The sequence below is a fragment of the Nocardioides sp. BE266 genome (assembly GCF_031457855.1).
Taxonomy (GTDB): Bacteria; Actinomycetota; Actinomycetes; order Propionibacteriales; family Nocardioidaceae; genus Nocardioides.
Genome location: NZ_JAURTI010000004.1, coordinates 231,672 through 246,372, shown reverse-complemented (window position 1 = coordinate 246,372; position 14,701 = coordinate 231,672). Strand labels below are relative to the sequence as shown.

Genomic DNA, 14,701 nt, shown 5'->3' with positions numbered 1-14,701 from the left:
CTCGCGCTGCCTCGCTGACCTCGACGGCGCCATGTGCCCGTGCCCGCCACATCGCCCACCCGGCCAGTACGACTAGGAGCCCGACATGCCCAGCGATCCTTACGAGCGCATCGTCGTCGATGGCAAGGTGCTCGACGCCCTCACTCTCGGCGCCATCAAGCGCGCTGAGGCGATCCTCGGCCGCAAGATCCCCATCGTCCAGGGCTCCTACAACGCGGGTGGTGTCGCGGCTTCGGCCGGCACGCACGATTTCGGCGGCGTGTTCGACACGATCGCCGGCGGCCACGACGACGCAGTCAAGGCGCTGCGTGCGGTCGGGTTCGCTGCGTGGTATCGCCCGACGCTCCCCGGCGTGTGGTCGGCCCACTGCCACGCGGTGCTGATCGGTCACGGCCGTCTCGCCCCTGCCGCCGCTCGTCAGGTGCAGGCGTACCTCGCGCGGCGCGACGGGCTCGTGTCCAACGCCATCGACTCTGACCCGGGGTGGACGAACACGGCGCGGTACACGGTGCAGGCGTTCCATGCTGACGTCGAGCGTGGGAAGTTGGATGCGCGTGAGGCCAAGAAGCTCGGCAAGGTCAAGACGCTGTGGAAGCAGATCAAGGCCATCCGCAAGCGTCGGAAGTTCCTGGCGAAGCGATGAGCGCGCGTCAGTTCTACCTCACCGTCGTCGGCGTGAACTGGGGCCGCGGCTACGAGCCGGGCGTCTTCATGCGGAACGTCCGCAACGTGATGGCCAAGGTCGATGACCACCAGCACTACGTCATCCTCCCGCAGGAACTCGACGAGGAGCCCGACCCCGCGCACGAGCACGATCGGCTGGCGTCAGCGCTGGAGCCGGGCACTCGGAAGGTCTACTGGCCGACCCGTGAGCCGATCATCCTGTCGCCGGGCTTCAAGGTGACGAAGCGCAAGCGGGTGAAGATCATGGGCTCGGGTCTGGAGATCGGCGCGGCGAAGGGCACGGGGCCGGCGCGTCACATCTCCACGTGTGTCGCCGAGCTCAAGGGCATCGAGTTGTTCTTCGGCAACTGGCACCCGCATCGCAGCGGCTTGAATGCGAAGGTCGACGAGGCTCGCGACTCGGGGGCCGTGATCGCTGGCGAGACGCTGCGGTCGATGTTCTGCCACGACGGCGGTACGTCGGGCATCTACGCATGCGACTACAACGCTCGCCGGATGCCGAGGATGGTGCCGGGCGAGAAGGTCGCCCACCACCAGGGCCTCGACCACATGCGCTTCGTGGAGAACGAGCAGGGTGCGCGGCTGGAGTTGAAGGACCACGGCTCCCTTGAGGGCACTATCGACAACCACGACCCGATCTGGGCTCGGTTCAGGGTGAGCGCTCGCTAGGGTCGCCACTGCTCGCGACGGGGCGTCAGGTCCAGTGGATAGACGTGCTCGTGCTCACCACGATCTAGCAGGCAGCGCCATACGTAGCCGTCACCGTCGCGCACGGTCGCCGAACACCGGTCGACGTCTCCTGTGCTCACGGTCGCCACTCCTCGCGGTAGTCCGGGTGGTCTGCGTAAGGCAGGGCGAGAAGTCGAATGATCGGATCGTGACCACCCCACCGCTTCACGATCAGGCGCTTGGCCTCGCATTCAGCCACCACGCGATCGGGCTGGATCTCAACCGATCCGCGCGGGCCGTGGTCGCAAACGCCTGCCCGCCCCGATCGCAGGCTCGTCCAGATAGACGAGCGACTAGAAGGATCAGAGGCTCCCGCCACTCGCGCCACGTCCGCGTCCTCCGCGACCCGGGCTAGCAGGAAGTCGGTCAGGTCGCTCATCAGTCGGTCCCCTTCGGCCAGTCGCGGAGTTCTAGGCAGATCACGCAGATGTCTACGCCCGGGGTGTTGGAGTAGTCCCAGTGGTGCTCGTGGTCGTTCACTTCACCGCCTCCCGCTTCCACCGCTGCAACGTGTTGGTGCTGAGACCCATCAATCGAGCGACCTCGCGGAACGAGGACTTGGCAACCATCTCGACGGCGAGCAGTTGGAACCTGCCCTCGGCCACTTTCGCCTCGCGCAGTGCGGCGAACAACTGCCGCTCATCTTCTTGGGACAACTGCCCCCGCTGTGTCATCTGCATAGTCTGACTGTATCTCATATCGCCACAGTTCCGTAGCGCCCCACGCCACATCCGGAGGAACCGCCATGACCCGCCTGCTCGCCGCCACCATCGCCGCACTCGCCCTGACCGCCAGCCTCGCCGCCCCCGCGTCGGCTGACATCACCTGGGGTCGCAGTGGCCCTGCCCAGACCCGGGACATCACGTGGGGGTGAACCGGACCGGCCTGCACCACTCGCTGCCGGTCGCATGGTTCGCCCTCTCTTGCCTGATCGCCGACCTCACCCACCACCGACCCACCAGGAGAATCCCGTGAACAAGGCATACGCCCTCGCTGTCCTCGAGCGTGCCGTGAAGACCGCCGCCCAAGCCGCGCTCCTCGTCTTCGGCGCCGACCAGGTCAACGCCATGAACGCCTCGTGGGCTGACGCTGGCGGGTTCGCTGCTGGCGGTTTCGTCCTGTCCATCCTCACGTCGCTCGCCACCTCGGGCTTCGGCGGCAACGGCCCGTCCGCCACCACCGAGACTGTCGAGGGGAACTGACATGGCGCTCACCATCTCTGCCGCTGCTGCTCAGGCCATGGGCGCGGCACTCGCAACCGACATCGGGTCGGCTGCCACCATCGAGATCCGCACCGGCACCAAGCCCGCCACCCCCGAGACCGCCGCGTCGGGCACCCTGCTCGCCACGGTGACCATCTCGGGGTCGTTCACGTCGACGAGTGGCGCGCTCACTGCTGCCGACCCCGCGTCGGTGACCGTGGCCGCGTCGGGTACCGCTGGTCACTTCCGCGTGAAGACCTCGGGTGGCACCGCGAAGATCGACGGCACCGTGGGTACGTCGGGTGCGGACATGAACCTGTCCACCACCGCGCTCGTTGCGGGCGGAACCGTCGACCTCGGCGTCCCCACGTTCACCATCCCGACGTCCTGATCCTGCCCTGATCGCCGGCCCGAGCAGGAGGTAAGCCGTGGCGACCCCTCCTACTCGTGTCTCATACGTCATTCCCGCGTCGGGCAACTTCTCCACCACAGGCGCCAGCAAGGTCACGGCGGCCTTCGACGTGCAAGCAGGCGACCTCATCGTTGTCATGGGGTCGATGGCCAACGCGAACACCTACGTCGCCGGCAACCCAAGCGCGTCAGGCGGATCGGTTACTTGGACGGCGCGTGCGCAAGCGGGAACATCAGGGACCAACAACTCGGGCGCTTGGATCTGGACCGGGGCAGTTGGTGCCACCGCGACGGGCATTACGGTCACGCTCAACCGTCCCACCGCGACCAACGACTACTGGGGCTTCTCTGCCACCGTCTGGCGCAACCACGGCGGCGTCGGATCGATCTTCAATGGCACCAACGGCACCGGATCCTCAGCCCCCGCGGTTGCCGCGACCTGCTCGGCCAACAGCGCAGTCCAGTGCCAGATCAACGACTGGAACGCGGTCACTTCGGCGCGCACCTGGCGAACCATCAACGGCTCGGCAGAGTCGGAGTCCACCTACGTCGCGGTGGCCGGACAGCACACCGTTTACGGCGGATATCGGACCGACACGGGGGCTGCCGGATCGATCACCCAAGGGCTCACCGCGCCCACGAACCTGCGGTGGGTGCTTGTCGGCGTCGAGATCCTCGGCACGTCCGCGAGTGGGACCACTGGCACACTCTCGGCCAGCGTCCCGCGCGTCACCGCGAGCATCTCTGGGACTGTCGCAGCTCCGTCCTACACAGGGACCCTGTCGACCAGCGCGCCACGGGTGTCGGCGAGCATCACGGGCACCGCCGCTGGGCCGTCGTACACGGGCACCCTGTCGGCATCGGCACCGCGCGCGACGGGCTCTCTCGCTGGAACCGTCACCGCCCCGTCGTACACCGGCAGCCTCGCCGCAGCCACACCACTCTTCACCGGATCACTGGCAGGCACCGCTGCCGTCCCCACCTACACGGGCACGGTCAACGCCACCACGCCGACCGTCACGGGCAGCATCGCAGGGACGTTCACCGCGGCCCCCGGCTACACGGGCACCCTCTCCGCAGCGACCCCCGCCACCACTGGGGCGCTCGCTGGCACGGCCACGCCGCCCACCTACAGCGGTGCCATCTCGGCCACTACGCCCAAGGTCACGGGCAGTGCGTCCGGCACCGCGACCCCGCCCACATATGCGGGCACGCTCTCGGCTGCCGTTCCGCCCACCCGCTCCACCATCAGCGGCACCGTCACCACGCCAGCAGGCGCAGCGACGCTCTCGGGCACCGTCCCGCTCGTCACGGCGTCGATGTCTGGCACGTTCACCGCACCCGTGTGGACGGGCACGCTCTCGGCTCAGGTCGCACGCCTGTCCGCCTCGATGCTCGGCACCGCGTCCGGCCCCGTGTATGTCGGCACTCTCGGCGCGCCGCTCCCGAAGATCACCGGCAGCCTGTCGGGAACGGCCACACCGCCCACAGCGACCGGCTCCCTGCTCGCCAGCCTCCCACTCGTCACCGGCTCCCTGTCGGGTTCAGCGCAGGACGGACCGGCGACCAACTTCGAGGGCCGCATCCTCCGCGCCACCATCTCCATCCCGGCCGCATCCGGGTTCATCGCCGCGCCGTCCTCAACGGGCGAGATCACCGAGGCCCGCGCATCGGCCCGCCTGTCCATTCTTCGTGCCACGGGAGTCATCACATGAAGTTCGACGCCGGAACCCGCACCCGCCTCATCGCCACCATGACGCTCGACTTCGATCCCACGGGCTCCACGGTGGAGGTCAAGGTCGACTCCACCTGGCATCCGGCGAGCTGGCAGGACGCGGCCGTGCAGTCGGGTGGCAAGTGGACGCAGGCCGCACGGTCGACGGGCTACTTCGCAGGACCCGAAGCGACCGCCGATGGGGCCACCGTGCTCGCCGCTGGCCGTCACGCCACCCAGACCCGCGTCACCTCGGGCACGGACGTGATCGTGGCTGACTCCACGCCCATCGACGTCTCCTGATCCCGCACAGCCTGACCACGACCTGAGGAGCACCCCTTGGCCGAGTACTCGCTCAATGGAGACGTCGCGACACTGACCGGAGCCGACCCCGACGCCAACGACCCGGCAGCCCTGTGGATCGAGGCGTCCCAGCCGATCTTCACCATCGGCTCCACTGGCAGGCTCGGCGGGAAGGTACGCATCCCGCTCAACAGCGACGGGACGTTCACGCGCGACGACCTGCCCGAGACTGCCGCCGGGGTTGCGCCGCTGTACCGGCTCAACGTCGACTCCCGCAGCCTGAGGCTCGCCGGCAACATGCGCGGGATCACCACCAAGTGGTTCCCGCTGACTGCCGACCGTGACCTCGAGTGGGTGGTCGACAACTACGTGGACGTGGTCGCCATCACGCCCGAGGTTGCGGCGAACGTGGGGGCGGCTGCTGCGTTGGGTGCGACCAACGACACGGCGACGGCATCGTTCGTGGCGAACCCGGCTTCGGCTACGACAGCCGCACTATCGGTCAACTTCGCACCTGTCTACACGCCCGAGAAGTACGGAGCCGTGGGTGACGGAGTAGCCGACGACACCTCGGCTGTCCTCGCAGCCTTCGCTGCGGCTAACGCCGAGAAGCGCGTCAATGGCACCTACGCCGACCCCGGGGCACGGGTCGTGATGAAGCGCCGCTACAAGCTCACCACGCTCGCAGCGCCCATCCCCGTCATGTGCCACCTCCAGGCTTCCGGAGCCGAGGTGCTCGCCCCAGCCGGGTACACCGGCACGGTCATGGCGGTCGGTCATGAAACTTCCGGGTCCGTCCTCCAGAACGCCGAGGTCGAGACCCCATCGGTCACCGGAGTGACCTCTGCCACGATGGGCGACCTGCCCGCTGGTTCGACCGGCGTCACCATCCGAAACCTTTATACTTCCCGCGTCCGCGTCGGCAAGATCATCCACTTCGAGACCGGCCTCAGAGTTGGCGGGCAGAGCTGGGGTGTTGCCTACAACGAGATCGGCTGGCGCACCATCTCATATGCCAAGGTCTGCGTGTCAGTGAAGCCCCTCGACGCTGGCGGGTGGAGCAATCAGAACACCTTCATCGCAGGGTCTTGCACCGGGTCTTCGACGTGGGCCGGCGGGCGACGTGCGAGCGGCACTCGCGCCCTGCTGCTCGACGGCTCCGGCTCCAACACCGTCACCGGAAACACGTTCCTCGGCTGCTCGTTCGAGTCCGACACCTTCGAGCACGTCATCGAGGTCAAGAACGGCTACCAGAACGTGTGGCTAGGCTGTCGACACGAGCAGGGCATCGCCGCCGCCGACACCACCGTCTCCGGTGACACGTTCACCGCCACCGCCCACCCCCTCGCCGTCGGCGAGATGGTGTTCCTCACGGGCACGACCGCCCCCACGGGGACGTTCTTCGACCGCCCGTACTACGTGGTGGCCACGACGACGAACACCTTCAAGATCTCCTTGAAGCGTGGCGGGACGGCTATTACCACCACCTCATCGGGCACCAGTGTCAAGTACCTCCGCCCGCAGAGGGTCCGGTTCGAGAACGCCACCGACAACGTGATCCGCAACCCGATGACCCCCGTCACCTGGCTTGAAGTCGTGGAGTCCGGGACGGCGGCTGCCACCGCCGGCAACATGATCCGCTACGCACAGGGTGAGACCCGGGACGCCTACATCCCCGGATCCTGGCCGCTCAACCGTGCCCGCAACAGGTACTCGAGCGGGACGAACCGGCCTCTCTGGGCTGCCTACCCCTCCACTGCCAACCCGTACGAAGACCCCGAGGGTTGGACTGCCGCCCTGTCTGACAAGGGCCTCCACTTCGGGAACAGCGGCGCCGAGACGGCCTGGCTCGGAGCAACCAGCACGGGCGCGCTCACCCACCAGCGACCGGCCGACGCAACCTCTGGCGTCACCTACGACATTCCGTCGTGGCGACGCATCGGAGCTGGCACCACCTTGGCGTCCGGCACGACGTACAACACCAACACGCGGACGACCGGAACCGCTTCCCTCACAGGAACCTCGGTCGGCGACTACGTGGTGTGGTCCACGACGACCGGCCTCCCGCCGCGGGGGCTCACTATCTCAGCGCAGGTGACCTCGACGGGCACCATCACCTACGCCATCGACAACAACACCGGGTCGAACATCACCCTCGCCTCCGACGTAACGCTGTTCTTCGCGGCTGCGCGTCGGTTCCTCTGACCTGCTGCCGCGGGATAGCGACTGCCCCCCACCCGCCTCGGCGAGTGGGGGCTTTCGTCATTGTCGGACCCCGCGCCTACCGTGGGCACATGCTCAAGGGCCACGGGTGACCTTCTCTGAACCAAGTGCATGGTCGGTTGCACTGTCGTGTGTCAATTGGTGTGTCACCTGCTAGTGTAAAACACCTTCCTGAGCGTAGGGCGGGTGGGGCTCGAACCCACGACCCAAGGATTATGAGTCCTCAGGCACGAAGCCCTTCCGCCCCTTAATTACGGTCAGGCCGCGGACGTTCACGTAGTAGGCCTGAACGCCGAGGATGGATGCCGGGTTGGCCCCGTTGCGCCACCACCACCACATCAAACTTCGCCGCGCCGCGCCCTCGGAACTATTGCACGGACGACACAGCCACCCGCGGGTGAATCCCGTGGCGTGGTCGTGGTCCTCAACCAACGCGCGACCCTCGATCCCACATGCCGCACACCTACCCCGCTGCCAAGCCCGCATGGCCGCCTTCGTGGGCTCCGGGAGTCCGGGGACATCCCACAGCAGGCACTCCGGGAGTCCGGGGATCGTGGGCTGGCGTCGCAACTCAGGCACTCAGCTTGAGGATCGCGTCCCGCTCTTCGTCGGTGACAACGGCGAGGTAGCCGGCGGTCGTGTCCAACGAGGCGTGCCGCATGAGCCGCTGGAGGACACGCACGTTGACGCCTTGGCGCAGGAGGTTGGTGCCGTAGGTGTGACGGCACCTGTGGATCGAGCCAGAGATGCCCAGCGACCGGAACAACCTGCCGACCGTGAGGCTGATCTGCTGTCCGCGCACGTGACCATCCTCGCCCCCGGGGAACCAGTAACCCGTCGCGGGATAGCGGCTCGCCATCTCCGCGAGGTCAGGGTGGCAGGCGATCGTGGCTTCCTTGTCGCCCTTGCCGACCACGTAGATGCCCTCGCTAGTGAAGTCCTCCCCGCGGAGCTTGGCGATCTCGAACGCACGCAGGCCGGAGAGCAGGGCGATGAGGATCCAGTCACGCACCTCACCCTCGACCACCGACAGGACACGTGTCTGCTCGGAGAGCGTCAGCGGCTTGGGCGACTTGCTCGGAGGCTTGGAGCGGCGCACGCCATCCATGGGCGAGGTCTCGAGCCGCCCAGCCGCCACGAGGAAGGCGCAGAAGTCCGTCAGGTGGTTGTAGTAGGTCGAGGTCGTCCACTTCTTGCGCTCGTTGCCGTTCGCGTCAGTGGCCAGGAACTGCTCGATGTTGCCGCGCGTGAATCCCTCCACGCCCCACGCCAGAAGTCGGGACCGGGCGAGGGTGAGCCGCGCCTTGATGGTCGTCGGACGTGCCTGCCATGACCGCAGGTAGGTGGCGTATTGGTCGAGCAGGTCTTCCATGGGTTCCCCGTTTTCTTGACGTTTGACCAAAAAGGGTCCAACGAGGGCGAGTGACGGTCGTTACATGACACGGTGATAACTACGCCGCCGTAGTTATCACCTCTAAGGGTGACAGATTCACGCGGCGATCGGGGAATACCTCCCGGTACTCCTCGGGATACCCCTCAGTAGCCAATAACGTCGTCGCCATGACGACTTCCCGACGCCCCGCGAACCTCGCCCACGACGAGCTCGGGACGCCTGCCGAGATGGCCGCCGACTGCCACGAGACCGGTCGCAACCTCCGCCTCGAGGCCCACCTCGAGCGCGCTGCGAAGGCCGCCGTGGCCACGCCCCCGAGCATCCGCTTCGAGGACTACCCCTCCGAGATCGGCAAGCGGGAGATCCGCATCTCCGAGGCGGCCGCCCGGCTCGCCAACGCCCTCCACCTGCACCTGGACTGATCAGGGCCGCGCCAGCGGACCTGATCGATGGTGGTTGAGCAGCGACCGCGACTGAGGAACGACGTCGCGACGGAGCGTGTCGAAACCCGGTCAGCCGACAAACAGCCTGCACCCACGTACGACGAAGGCCCCCGCCAACCGGCGGGGGCCTTCGTGGTGTCTCAGATCAGTGGAACGAGTCGCCGCACGCGCACGAGCCGGTGGCGTTCGGGTTGTCGATCGTGAAGCCCTGCTTCTCGATGGTGTCGACGAAGTCGATCTCGGCACCGTTGAGGTAGGGGACGCTCATCCGGTCGACGACCACGGTCACGCCGTCGAAGTCGGTGGTCACGTCGCCGTCGAGGGTGCGCTCGTCGAAGAAGAGCTGGTAGCGCAGGCCCGAGCAGCCACCCGGCTGCACGGAGATGCGCAGGGCCAGGTCGTCACGACCCTCCTGCTCGAGGAGGCTGCTGATCTTGCTGGCGGCCACGGCGGACAGGTTGATCTGGTCGGTGCGGCGCTCGGTGGTCTCGACCTGCTCGGTCATCTCATCACTCCAGAAGTCTCGGGGTACTGCTGGTTCCAATGGTCGCACACCACGGGTTATTCCCCGGCGTCCTCGTCCACTCCCCTGCTCGCCCGGGGGTGGCGGCAGATTGCACCCGACCACGCTCGTGACCCGCGATCTGCCGCCACCTCAGGCAGTGCGCCGACGGGGAGGCGCCGTTGGGACTCGCGCGAGGAAGGCAGCCCGGCCCGCCGGCGTGAACAGCGAGTCCTTCAGCAGGTCGTGCCAGGCGCGGATGCGTGACGGGTCATGCGGCCGGCCGAGCGAACGGTCGGCGTCCTCGAGGATCGATACCGCCCGCTGGATGACGTCACCTGCCGTGTAACCGCGCCGTACGAAGCCCACTCGGTCCACACGGCGGTCGCGCCGACGATCGCGGACTCGTCGAGGGGCCGCCTCGTGCTCGTCGCCGTCGTACTCGTGCAGTGCCTTCGTCCCGACGAGCCACAGGTCCGCCTTCGCGATCAGGACCCCGTCCTCGTCGACGAGGAGCCACTGAGGCTCGACCTCGATGTCGCACACGACGTGGAGCAGACGGAGCAGCGACTCCCACAGCGACTCGGCGCGCGCGTCGACGAGCACGAGGGCTGCCCGGAGGCGGCGACTTCCGGGGCGTCGCGACCTGGCCACCTCCTCGAGGTCGTCGAAGGTCACCAGACCGAGGTGCAAGGCGGAGTCGACCAGGGCGACGACGTCGGCGAGCCCTACCCATCGGGCTGCCGCCACGATGGCCTCCGGCGCCACTGCCACGCGCAGTCCGCGCTCCACCGTGTACGCGACCGGGCGGATGTGACGGCTGGTGTGCACACCATCACGCATCGGTCGCGGATCGTCCTTGCCCAGCGCCATGAAGACCGGACATCGATCGGGCAGCGGTGGCAGCGCGACACCGAGCACCTCGAGCGCGGTCAGTCCGGTGAAGCATCCGTGGTCGGTCATCAGGAGCTGCCATCCGGCCAGGTCGTCGTCGTCCCAGAACGGAGGGTGCTCGGCCTCGCTCTGGCACGTCACCGGCCGGTGCACGCCGTATGTCACCGGAGTCCAGGCGGTGCCGCGCCGGTGGCCGCGAACGGCTGGGAGATCTTGCATCCTGCGAGCATGGGCCGGTCCGGCTTCACTCGCGACACCTCTCCCGCCAGGCTGGGGAGAACGTCAGGACCGGGCGTCCTGTGGACGTTGGGTGGTCACCGGCGTCCGAAGGTGGCGGCACATCCCGTGTCGCCGACACGAAGATCTGCCATCTGCCGCCACCCTCAACAGCGGCGGCCCGAAGGTGGCGGCAAGCCCAGATCAGCGGGACCAGGTGCGGGCGACGCGGGCGGCGAGGTCGGCGAGGGCGTCGGCGGGGGCGCCGAGGGCGCGGTCCTCGCCCACGAGCTCGACGAGGGAGTACGCCGACTCGATGCCGAGGGCGCGCATCTCGCGCGACCCGACGAGCACCTGGCCGGCGAGGGCGATGCAGGGGCGGAGGGCCTCGGCGGCGACGTTGGCGACGCCGTAGGGCACCTTGCCGGCCCGGCTGGAGAAGTCGAAGGCGCCCTCGCCGGTCACCACGAGGTCGGCGGCCCGGGCCCGGGAGGCCAGCGAGACCGCGGAGGTCACCAGGTCGATGCCCGGCTCGCGGGTCGCGCCGAGGGTGAGCAGGGCGTAGCCGATGCCGCCAGCGGCGCCGGCGCCCTTCTCCAGCGACGTACGACGATCCGTGGCGACCGCGAAGGCCTCCAGCCAGCCGTCGACCTCGGCGATCCGGTCCTCGCCGATGCCCTTCTGGGGCCCGAAGGTTTTCGTCGCCCCGAAGAGCCCGGTCAGCGGGTTGTCGACGTCGCTCGCCGCGACCAGCGTGACGCCTGCCAGCCGGGCGCGGGCGGCGGAGAGGTCGACCGAGGAGACCGCGGCCAGGGGCGCCGCACCTCCGTCGAGCACACCGTCGGACGTCGCGCCCAGGGCCGCGAGGACACCCGCGCCGCCGTCGTTGGTCCCCGAACCGCCGAGCCCGACGACCACCGTGCGAGCGCCGCCGGCGACCGCGGCGAGCACGAGCTCGCCGACCCCGCGGCTCGACGCCGTCTCGGGATCACCGGAGACGAGGTGCAGCCCCGCCGCCTGCGCGCTCTCGACGTACGCCGTCTCCCCCACGCGCAGCACCACGGCCGGCGCGGGCCCTCCGTGCGGGCCGGAGACCGTCACAGCCTCCAGCGACCCACCCATCGCGGCGTGGAGGACGTCGACGAAGCCAGGCCCGCCGTCGGCCATCGGCGCGAGGTCGAGCTCGTCGTCCGGGGCGTGGCGCCGCCAGCCCTCGGCGATGGCGTCGGCGGCCTCCACGGCCGTCAGGGTCCCGGCGAACTTGTCCGGGGCGATCAGCACGCGCATGGCGGCCATCCTTGCAGCGGCCCCATCGGGCATGCTTCTCGCATGACCCTCGAACCGATCGTCGCGGACATCACGGTCCCGGTGAAGCCCGCACTGGCGTTCGTCGGGTTCACCGCCCAGATGGGCGAGTGGTGGGACCCGATGCTCAGCCCGGACCCGCCGACCTTCAGCAGCATCGCGATCGACCCGAACGGCCCCGTCGAGACCGTCCACGACGACGACCAGCGCTACACCTGGGGCAAGGTCACGACCTGGGACCCGCTGGGCCACCTCGTCATGGACTTCTGGCTCGGCCACGCGCAGGAGGAGCCCACGCAGCTCGACGTGCGCTTCACCGACGAGGGCACCGGCACGCGCGTCCGCCTCGAGCACGGCGGCTGGGCCGACGGCTCGGAGCAGGTCCGCGCGAAGTACACCCACTGGGACGACCTGCTCGCCCGGTACGCCGCGCACGTCTCGTGACGTCCGCCCTCGTCCGCCCGATGCGGGACGACGACCTCGAGGCGTTCGGCGACATCACGGCCACCAGCTACTACGAGGTCGACGCCCGCACCTACCAGCGCGCCTGGCCGGATCCGGTACGACGTCCGCCTGGTCGCAACGGCGCGTGGATCGCCCGCACCCGTGCCGCGCTGAGCACCGACGCGGGCGGCTGCTGGGTGGCCGAGGTCGACGGCGAGGTGGTCGGTGGAGCGGTCTCCCGCGTCCGCGAGCTGATGTGGGTCCTCGCGTCGTTCGCCGTGCTCCCCCAGCACCAGGGGCAGGGCATCGGCACCCAGCTGATGGCCTCGGCGCTCCACCACGGGCGCGGCTGCCTGCGCGGCATGTTCGCCTCGAGCGCCGACCCCGGTGCCGTACGCCGCTACCGGCTCGCCGGCTTCGACCTGCACCCCCAGATGATGCTGACGGGCGTGGTCGACCGCAGCGCGATCCCCGTCGTCGAACGGGTCCGCGAGGGCACGGCCGCCGACATCGACCTGATGAACTCGATCGACCGGCAGACCCGCGGCGCCGCGCACCTCTCCGACCACGAGCTGCTGCTCGACCAGTTCCGCCTCGTCGTGGTCGACCACACGACGGGCTCGGGCTACGCCTACGTCGACAGTGACGGCACCCCGCCGCTCGTCGCGGCCACCAACCGTCGTACCGCCTCGTCGCTGCTCTGGGAGGCGCTGGCGTCGTCAGCACCCGGCGAGCAGGTCTCCGTCCACCACGTGACCGCGGCCAACGCGTGGGCGCTCGACGTCGGGCTGGCGGCGCGGATGGCGGTCTACCAGAGCGGCTACCTCTGCCTTCGCCGGATGAAGCCGCCCGCGCCCTACATCCACCACGGCTCGCTGCTGTAGCCGCTCAGGCGTCCGAGCCGGGCTCGAGGCGGGCACCCGAGGCCACCTCGCCGCCGACCCGCGAGTCCCGCCCGACCAGTACGACGTCCTCGTCGCGGGCGAGCCGCCCGGAGGGCTCACCGCCCACCCGGGCCCCCGCGTCGACCTCGCACCGCTCGTCGAGGACGGTCGTGCGCACGACGGCGCCCGCGCGGATCACGCAGTCCTCCATCACCACGCTGTCGTGGACCTCGGCACCCTTCTCGACCACGACGCCGGGGCCGAGGACGCTGCCGACGACGAGCCCGCTCACGTCGACGCCCGGCGAGAGCAGCGAGTCGTGGCACTCCCCCGCGGCCCGCACGCGGGCGGCGGGGCGGTCGGGCCAGTGCGAGATCACGGGCCGGTCGGGGTGGTCGAACACGTCGACCTTGCCGGCCAGGAGGTCGCGGTGGGACTGGAGGTAGAGCCCGGGCTGGCCGACGTCGCGCCAGTAGCCGGTCAGCGGGACGGCGACGACCAAGCCGTCCTCGACCAGCCGCGGGAGCAGGTGCTCGCCGAAGTCGCCGATGCCGCTGTCGCCCTCGGCGGCGTCCTCGTCGTCCTGCTCCCCCGCGAGCTCCGCGCGCAGGTCGTGCAGCGTCTCCACGAGCACGGCCGTGTCGTAGAGGAAGATCTCGGTCGCGACCGTGCCGACCGACGGCCGGGACGGCTTGTGTTCGATCGCAGTCACCGTGCCGTCGCGCCGGGCGACGACCACCACGTTGTCCGACGCGTCCTTCTTGGTGACCTCGCTCGTGAGGACGGTCGCCGACCGCCCGGCAGCCACGTGCTCCTCGATCACGGGAGCGAGGTCCATGTTGAAGACGTGGTCCGCGCTGCAGACCACGAGCGTCCTCGCGCCGAACGACTCGAGGTCGGCCGACATCCGCAGCAGCAGGTCGCCGTTGCCGTGCGCGAAGCCGCTCTCGGTCGCCGGGCCCGTGCCGGTCTGCGGCACGATCCGGCGGAAGCCGCCGCGGTTGCGGTCCAGGCTCCACGGCCGCCCGCCGGAGAGGTACTCGTCGATCGAGGTCACCTGGTACTCCAGCGACACCCACACGTCGGACAGGTCGGCGTGCACGAGCCCGGAGAGCGCGAAGTCGATCAGCCTGTGCACACCGCCGTAGGGCAGGGCGGGCTTGGCGCGCTCGCGCGTCAGCACGTCCATGCGGGAGCCCTGCCCACCCGCCTGGACCAGGGCGAGCACCTCACCGCGTCGTGGCATGTGGGCCACCCTCCCACGAGCCGGCCCCGATGAACTTCCACCCGTGCGAGTGGAACTTCAGGGCTGGATCGGGCCGCCCACGCTCAGCGCCGGATGAACTTCCGCCCG

Annotated in this window: 20 protein-coding genes and 1 tRNA gene; 11 read left to right on the top strand and 10 right to left on the bottom strand. The window is 69.2% G+C overall.

Features of this window, described 5'->3' with window-relative positions; genetic code table 11:
• The first annotated feature begins 85 nt into the window (after positions 1–85).
• Together J2X46_RS13400 and J2X46_RS13395 are read left to right on the top strand one after the other, a co-directional pair.
• The gene (locus J2X46_RS13400; protein WP_310251327.1) at positions 86–643 is read left to right on the top strand and encodes a hypothetical protein; all 558 of its coding nucleotides are present in this window, start codon (positions 86–88) and stop codon (positions 641–643) included.
• Positions 589–1,353: a hypothetical protein gene (locus tag J2X46_RS13395; RefSeq protein WP_310251325.1), complete on the top strand. Its 765-nt coding sequence runs from the start codon at positions 589–591 to the stop codon at positions 1,351–1,353. The genes J2X46_RS13400 and J2X46_RS13395 overlap by 55 nt, the downstream gene beginning before the upstream one ends.
• A gap of 136 nt (positions 1,354–1,489) precedes the next feature.
• Here the strand turns inward: J2X46_RS13395 and J2X46_RS13390 are convergent, their stop codons facing one another.
• Positions 1,490–1,792: a DUF6221 family protein gene (locus J2X46_RS13390; RefSeq protein ID WP_310251324.1), complete on the bottom strand. Its 303-nt coding sequence runs from the start codon at positions 1,790–1,792 to the stop codon at positions 1,490–1,492.
• 97 nt (positions 1,793–1,889) lie between these two features.
• Positions 1,890–2,093: a transposase family protein gene (locus J2X46_RS13385; protein WP_310251322.1), complete on the bottom strand. Its 204-nt coding sequence runs from the start codon at positions 2,091–2,093 to the stop codon at positions 1,890–1,892.
• A 65-nt stretch (positions 2,094–2,158) separates the two neighbouring features.
• Here J2X46_RS13385 and J2X46_RS13380 point away from each other — a divergent pair, with 65 nt between their 5' ends.
• The 3 genes from J2X46_RS13380 (at position 2,159) to J2X46_RS13370 (ending at position 3,006) form a co-directional block, all read left to right on the top strand.
• A complete protein-coding gene (locus J2X46_RS13380) occupies positions 2,159–2,287 on the top strand; it encodes a hypothetical protein (RefSeq protein WP_310251320.1) in 129 nt (42 codons plus the stop codon).
• Between the two features lie 97 nt (positions 2,288–2,384).
• Positions 2,385–2,615 (top strand): holin, encoded by a 231-nt coding sequence (locus tag J2X46_RS13375; RefSeq protein WP_310251318.1) that lies wholly within the window; start codon positions 2,385–2,387, stop codon positions 2,613–2,615.
• Position 2,616: 1 nt separating this feature from the next.
• Positions 2,617–3,006: a hypothetical protein gene (locus tag J2X46_RS13370; protein ID WP_310251316.1), complete on the top strand. Its 390-nt coding sequence runs from the start codon at positions 2,617–2,619 to the stop codon at positions 3,004–3,006.
• Positions 3,007–3,360: 354 nt separating this feature from the next.
• On the opposite strand, the gene J2X46_RS13365 is transcribed toward J2X46_RS13370, so the two are convergent.
• Positions 3,361–3,570 carry a hypothetical protein gene (locus tag J2X46_RS13365; RefSeq protein WP_310251315.1) on the bottom strand — a complete coding sequence of 70 codons (210 nt, stop codon included), beginning with the start codon at positions 3,568–3,570 and terminating at the stop codon, positions 3,361–3,363.
• 256 nt (positions 3,571–3,826) lie between these two features.
• Here J2X46_RS13365 and J2X46_RS13360 point away from each other — a divergent pair, with 256 nt between their 5' ends.
• The 3 genes from J2X46_RS13360 to J2X46_RS13350 all read left to right on the top strand — a co-directional run bounded on the left by J2X46_RS13360 (position 3,827) and on the right by J2X46_RS13350 (position 7,248).
• The gene (locus tag J2X46_RS13360) at positions 3,827–4,741 is read left to right on the top strand and encodes a hypothetical protein (RefSeq protein WP_310251313.1); all 915 of its coding nucleotides are present in this window, start codon (positions 3,827–3,829) and stop codon (positions 4,739–4,741) included.
• Complete coding sequence (locus J2X46_RS13355) at positions 4,738–5,043, top strand: hypothetical protein (protein ID WP_310251311.1); 306 nt, start codon at positions 4,738–4,740, stop codon at positions 5,041–5,043. The genes J2X46_RS13360 and J2X46_RS13355 overlap by 4 nt, the downstream gene beginning before the upstream one ends.
• Positions 5,044–5,340: 297 nt before the next feature.
• Entirely contained in the window at positions 5,341–7,248 is a 1,908-nt protein-coding gene (locus tag J2X46_RS13350) for a hypothetical protein (protein ID WP_310251309.1), read from the top strand.
• Between the two features lie 196 nt (positions 7,249–7,444).
• On the opposite strand, the gene J2X46_RS13345 is transcribed toward J2X46_RS13350, so the two are convergent.
• From J2X46_RS13345 to J2X46_RS13340, 3 genes are all read right to left on the bottom strand, one after another.
• Positions 7,445–7,513 (bottom strand) — tRNA-Ile (locus tag J2X46_RS13345).
• On the bottom strand, positions 7,480–7,845 hold the full coding sequence (locus J2X46_RS24105; RefSeq protein WP_397214310.1) for an endonuclease domain-containing protein: 366 nt from the start codon (positions 7,843–7,845) through the stop codon (positions 7,480–7,482). The genes J2X46_RS13345 and J2X46_RS24105 overlap by 34 nt, the downstream gene beginning before the upstream one ends.
• Positions 7,838–8,638, bottom strand: coding sequence for a site-specific integrase (locus J2X46_RS13340; protein WP_310251307.1), 801 nt, complete (start codon positions 8,636–8,638; stop codon positions 7,838–7,840). The genes J2X46_RS24105 and J2X46_RS13340 overlap by 8 nt, the downstream gene beginning before the upstream one ends.
• Before the next feature lie 188 nt (positions 8,639–8,826).
• Here J2X46_RS13340 and J2X46_RS13335 point away from each other — a divergent pair, with 188 nt between their 5' ends.
• Positions 8,827–9,081, top strand: coding sequence for a hypothetical protein (locus tag J2X46_RS13335; RefSeq protein WP_310251305.1), 255 nt, complete (start codon positions 8,827–8,829; stop codon positions 9,079–9,081).
• Positions 9,082–9,247: 166 nt separating this feature from the next.
• Here the strand turns inward: J2X46_RS13335 and erpA are convergent, their stop codons facing one another.
• The 3 genes from erpA to J2X46_RS13320 form a co-directional block, all read right to left on the bottom strand.
• Positions 9,248–9,607, bottom strand: a complete 360-nt coding sequence (gene erpA, locus J2X46_RS13330) for an iron-sulfur cluster insertion protein ErpA (protein ID WP_129400819.1) — start codon at positions 9,605–9,607, stop codon at positions 9,248–9,250.
• Between the two features lie 150 nt (positions 9,608–9,757).
• Positions 9,758–10,717, bottom strand: a complete 960-nt coding sequence (locus J2X46_RS13325) for a hypothetical protein (RefSeq protein WP_310251302.1) — start codon at positions 10,715–10,717, stop codon at positions 9,758–9,760.
• Between the two features lie 201 nt (positions 10,718–10,918).
• On the bottom strand, positions 10,919–12,001 hold the full coding sequence (locus J2X46_RS13320; protein ID WP_310251300.1) for a glycerate kinase: 1,083 nt from the start codon (positions 11,999–12,001) through the stop codon (positions 10,919–10,921).
• A 42-nt stretch (positions 12,002–12,043) separates the two neighbouring features.
• Here J2X46_RS13320 and J2X46_RS13315 point away from each other — a divergent pair, with 42 nt between their 5' ends.
• Positions 12,044–12,463 (top strand): SRPBCC domain-containing protein, encoded by a 420-nt coding sequence (locus J2X46_RS13315; protein ID WP_310251298.1) that lies wholly within the window; start codon positions 12,044–12,046, stop codon positions 12,461–12,463.
• 20 nt (positions 12,464–12,483) lie between these two features.
• Positions 12,484–13,347 (top strand): GNAT family N-acetyltransferase, encoded by an 864-nt coding sequence (locus J2X46_RS13310; protein ID WP_310251296.1) that lies wholly within the window; start codon positions 12,484–12,486, stop codon positions 13,345–13,347.
• Between the two features lie 4 nt (positions 13,348–13,351).
• On the opposite strand, the gene J2X46_RS13305 is transcribed toward J2X46_RS13310, so the two are convergent.
• Entirely contained in the window at positions 13,352–14,593 is a 1,242-nt protein-coding gene (locus J2X46_RS13305; RefSeq protein WP_310251294.1) for a sugar phosphate nucleotidyltransferase, read from the bottom strand.
• Between the last annotated feature and the right edge of the window lie 108 nt (positions 14,594–14,701).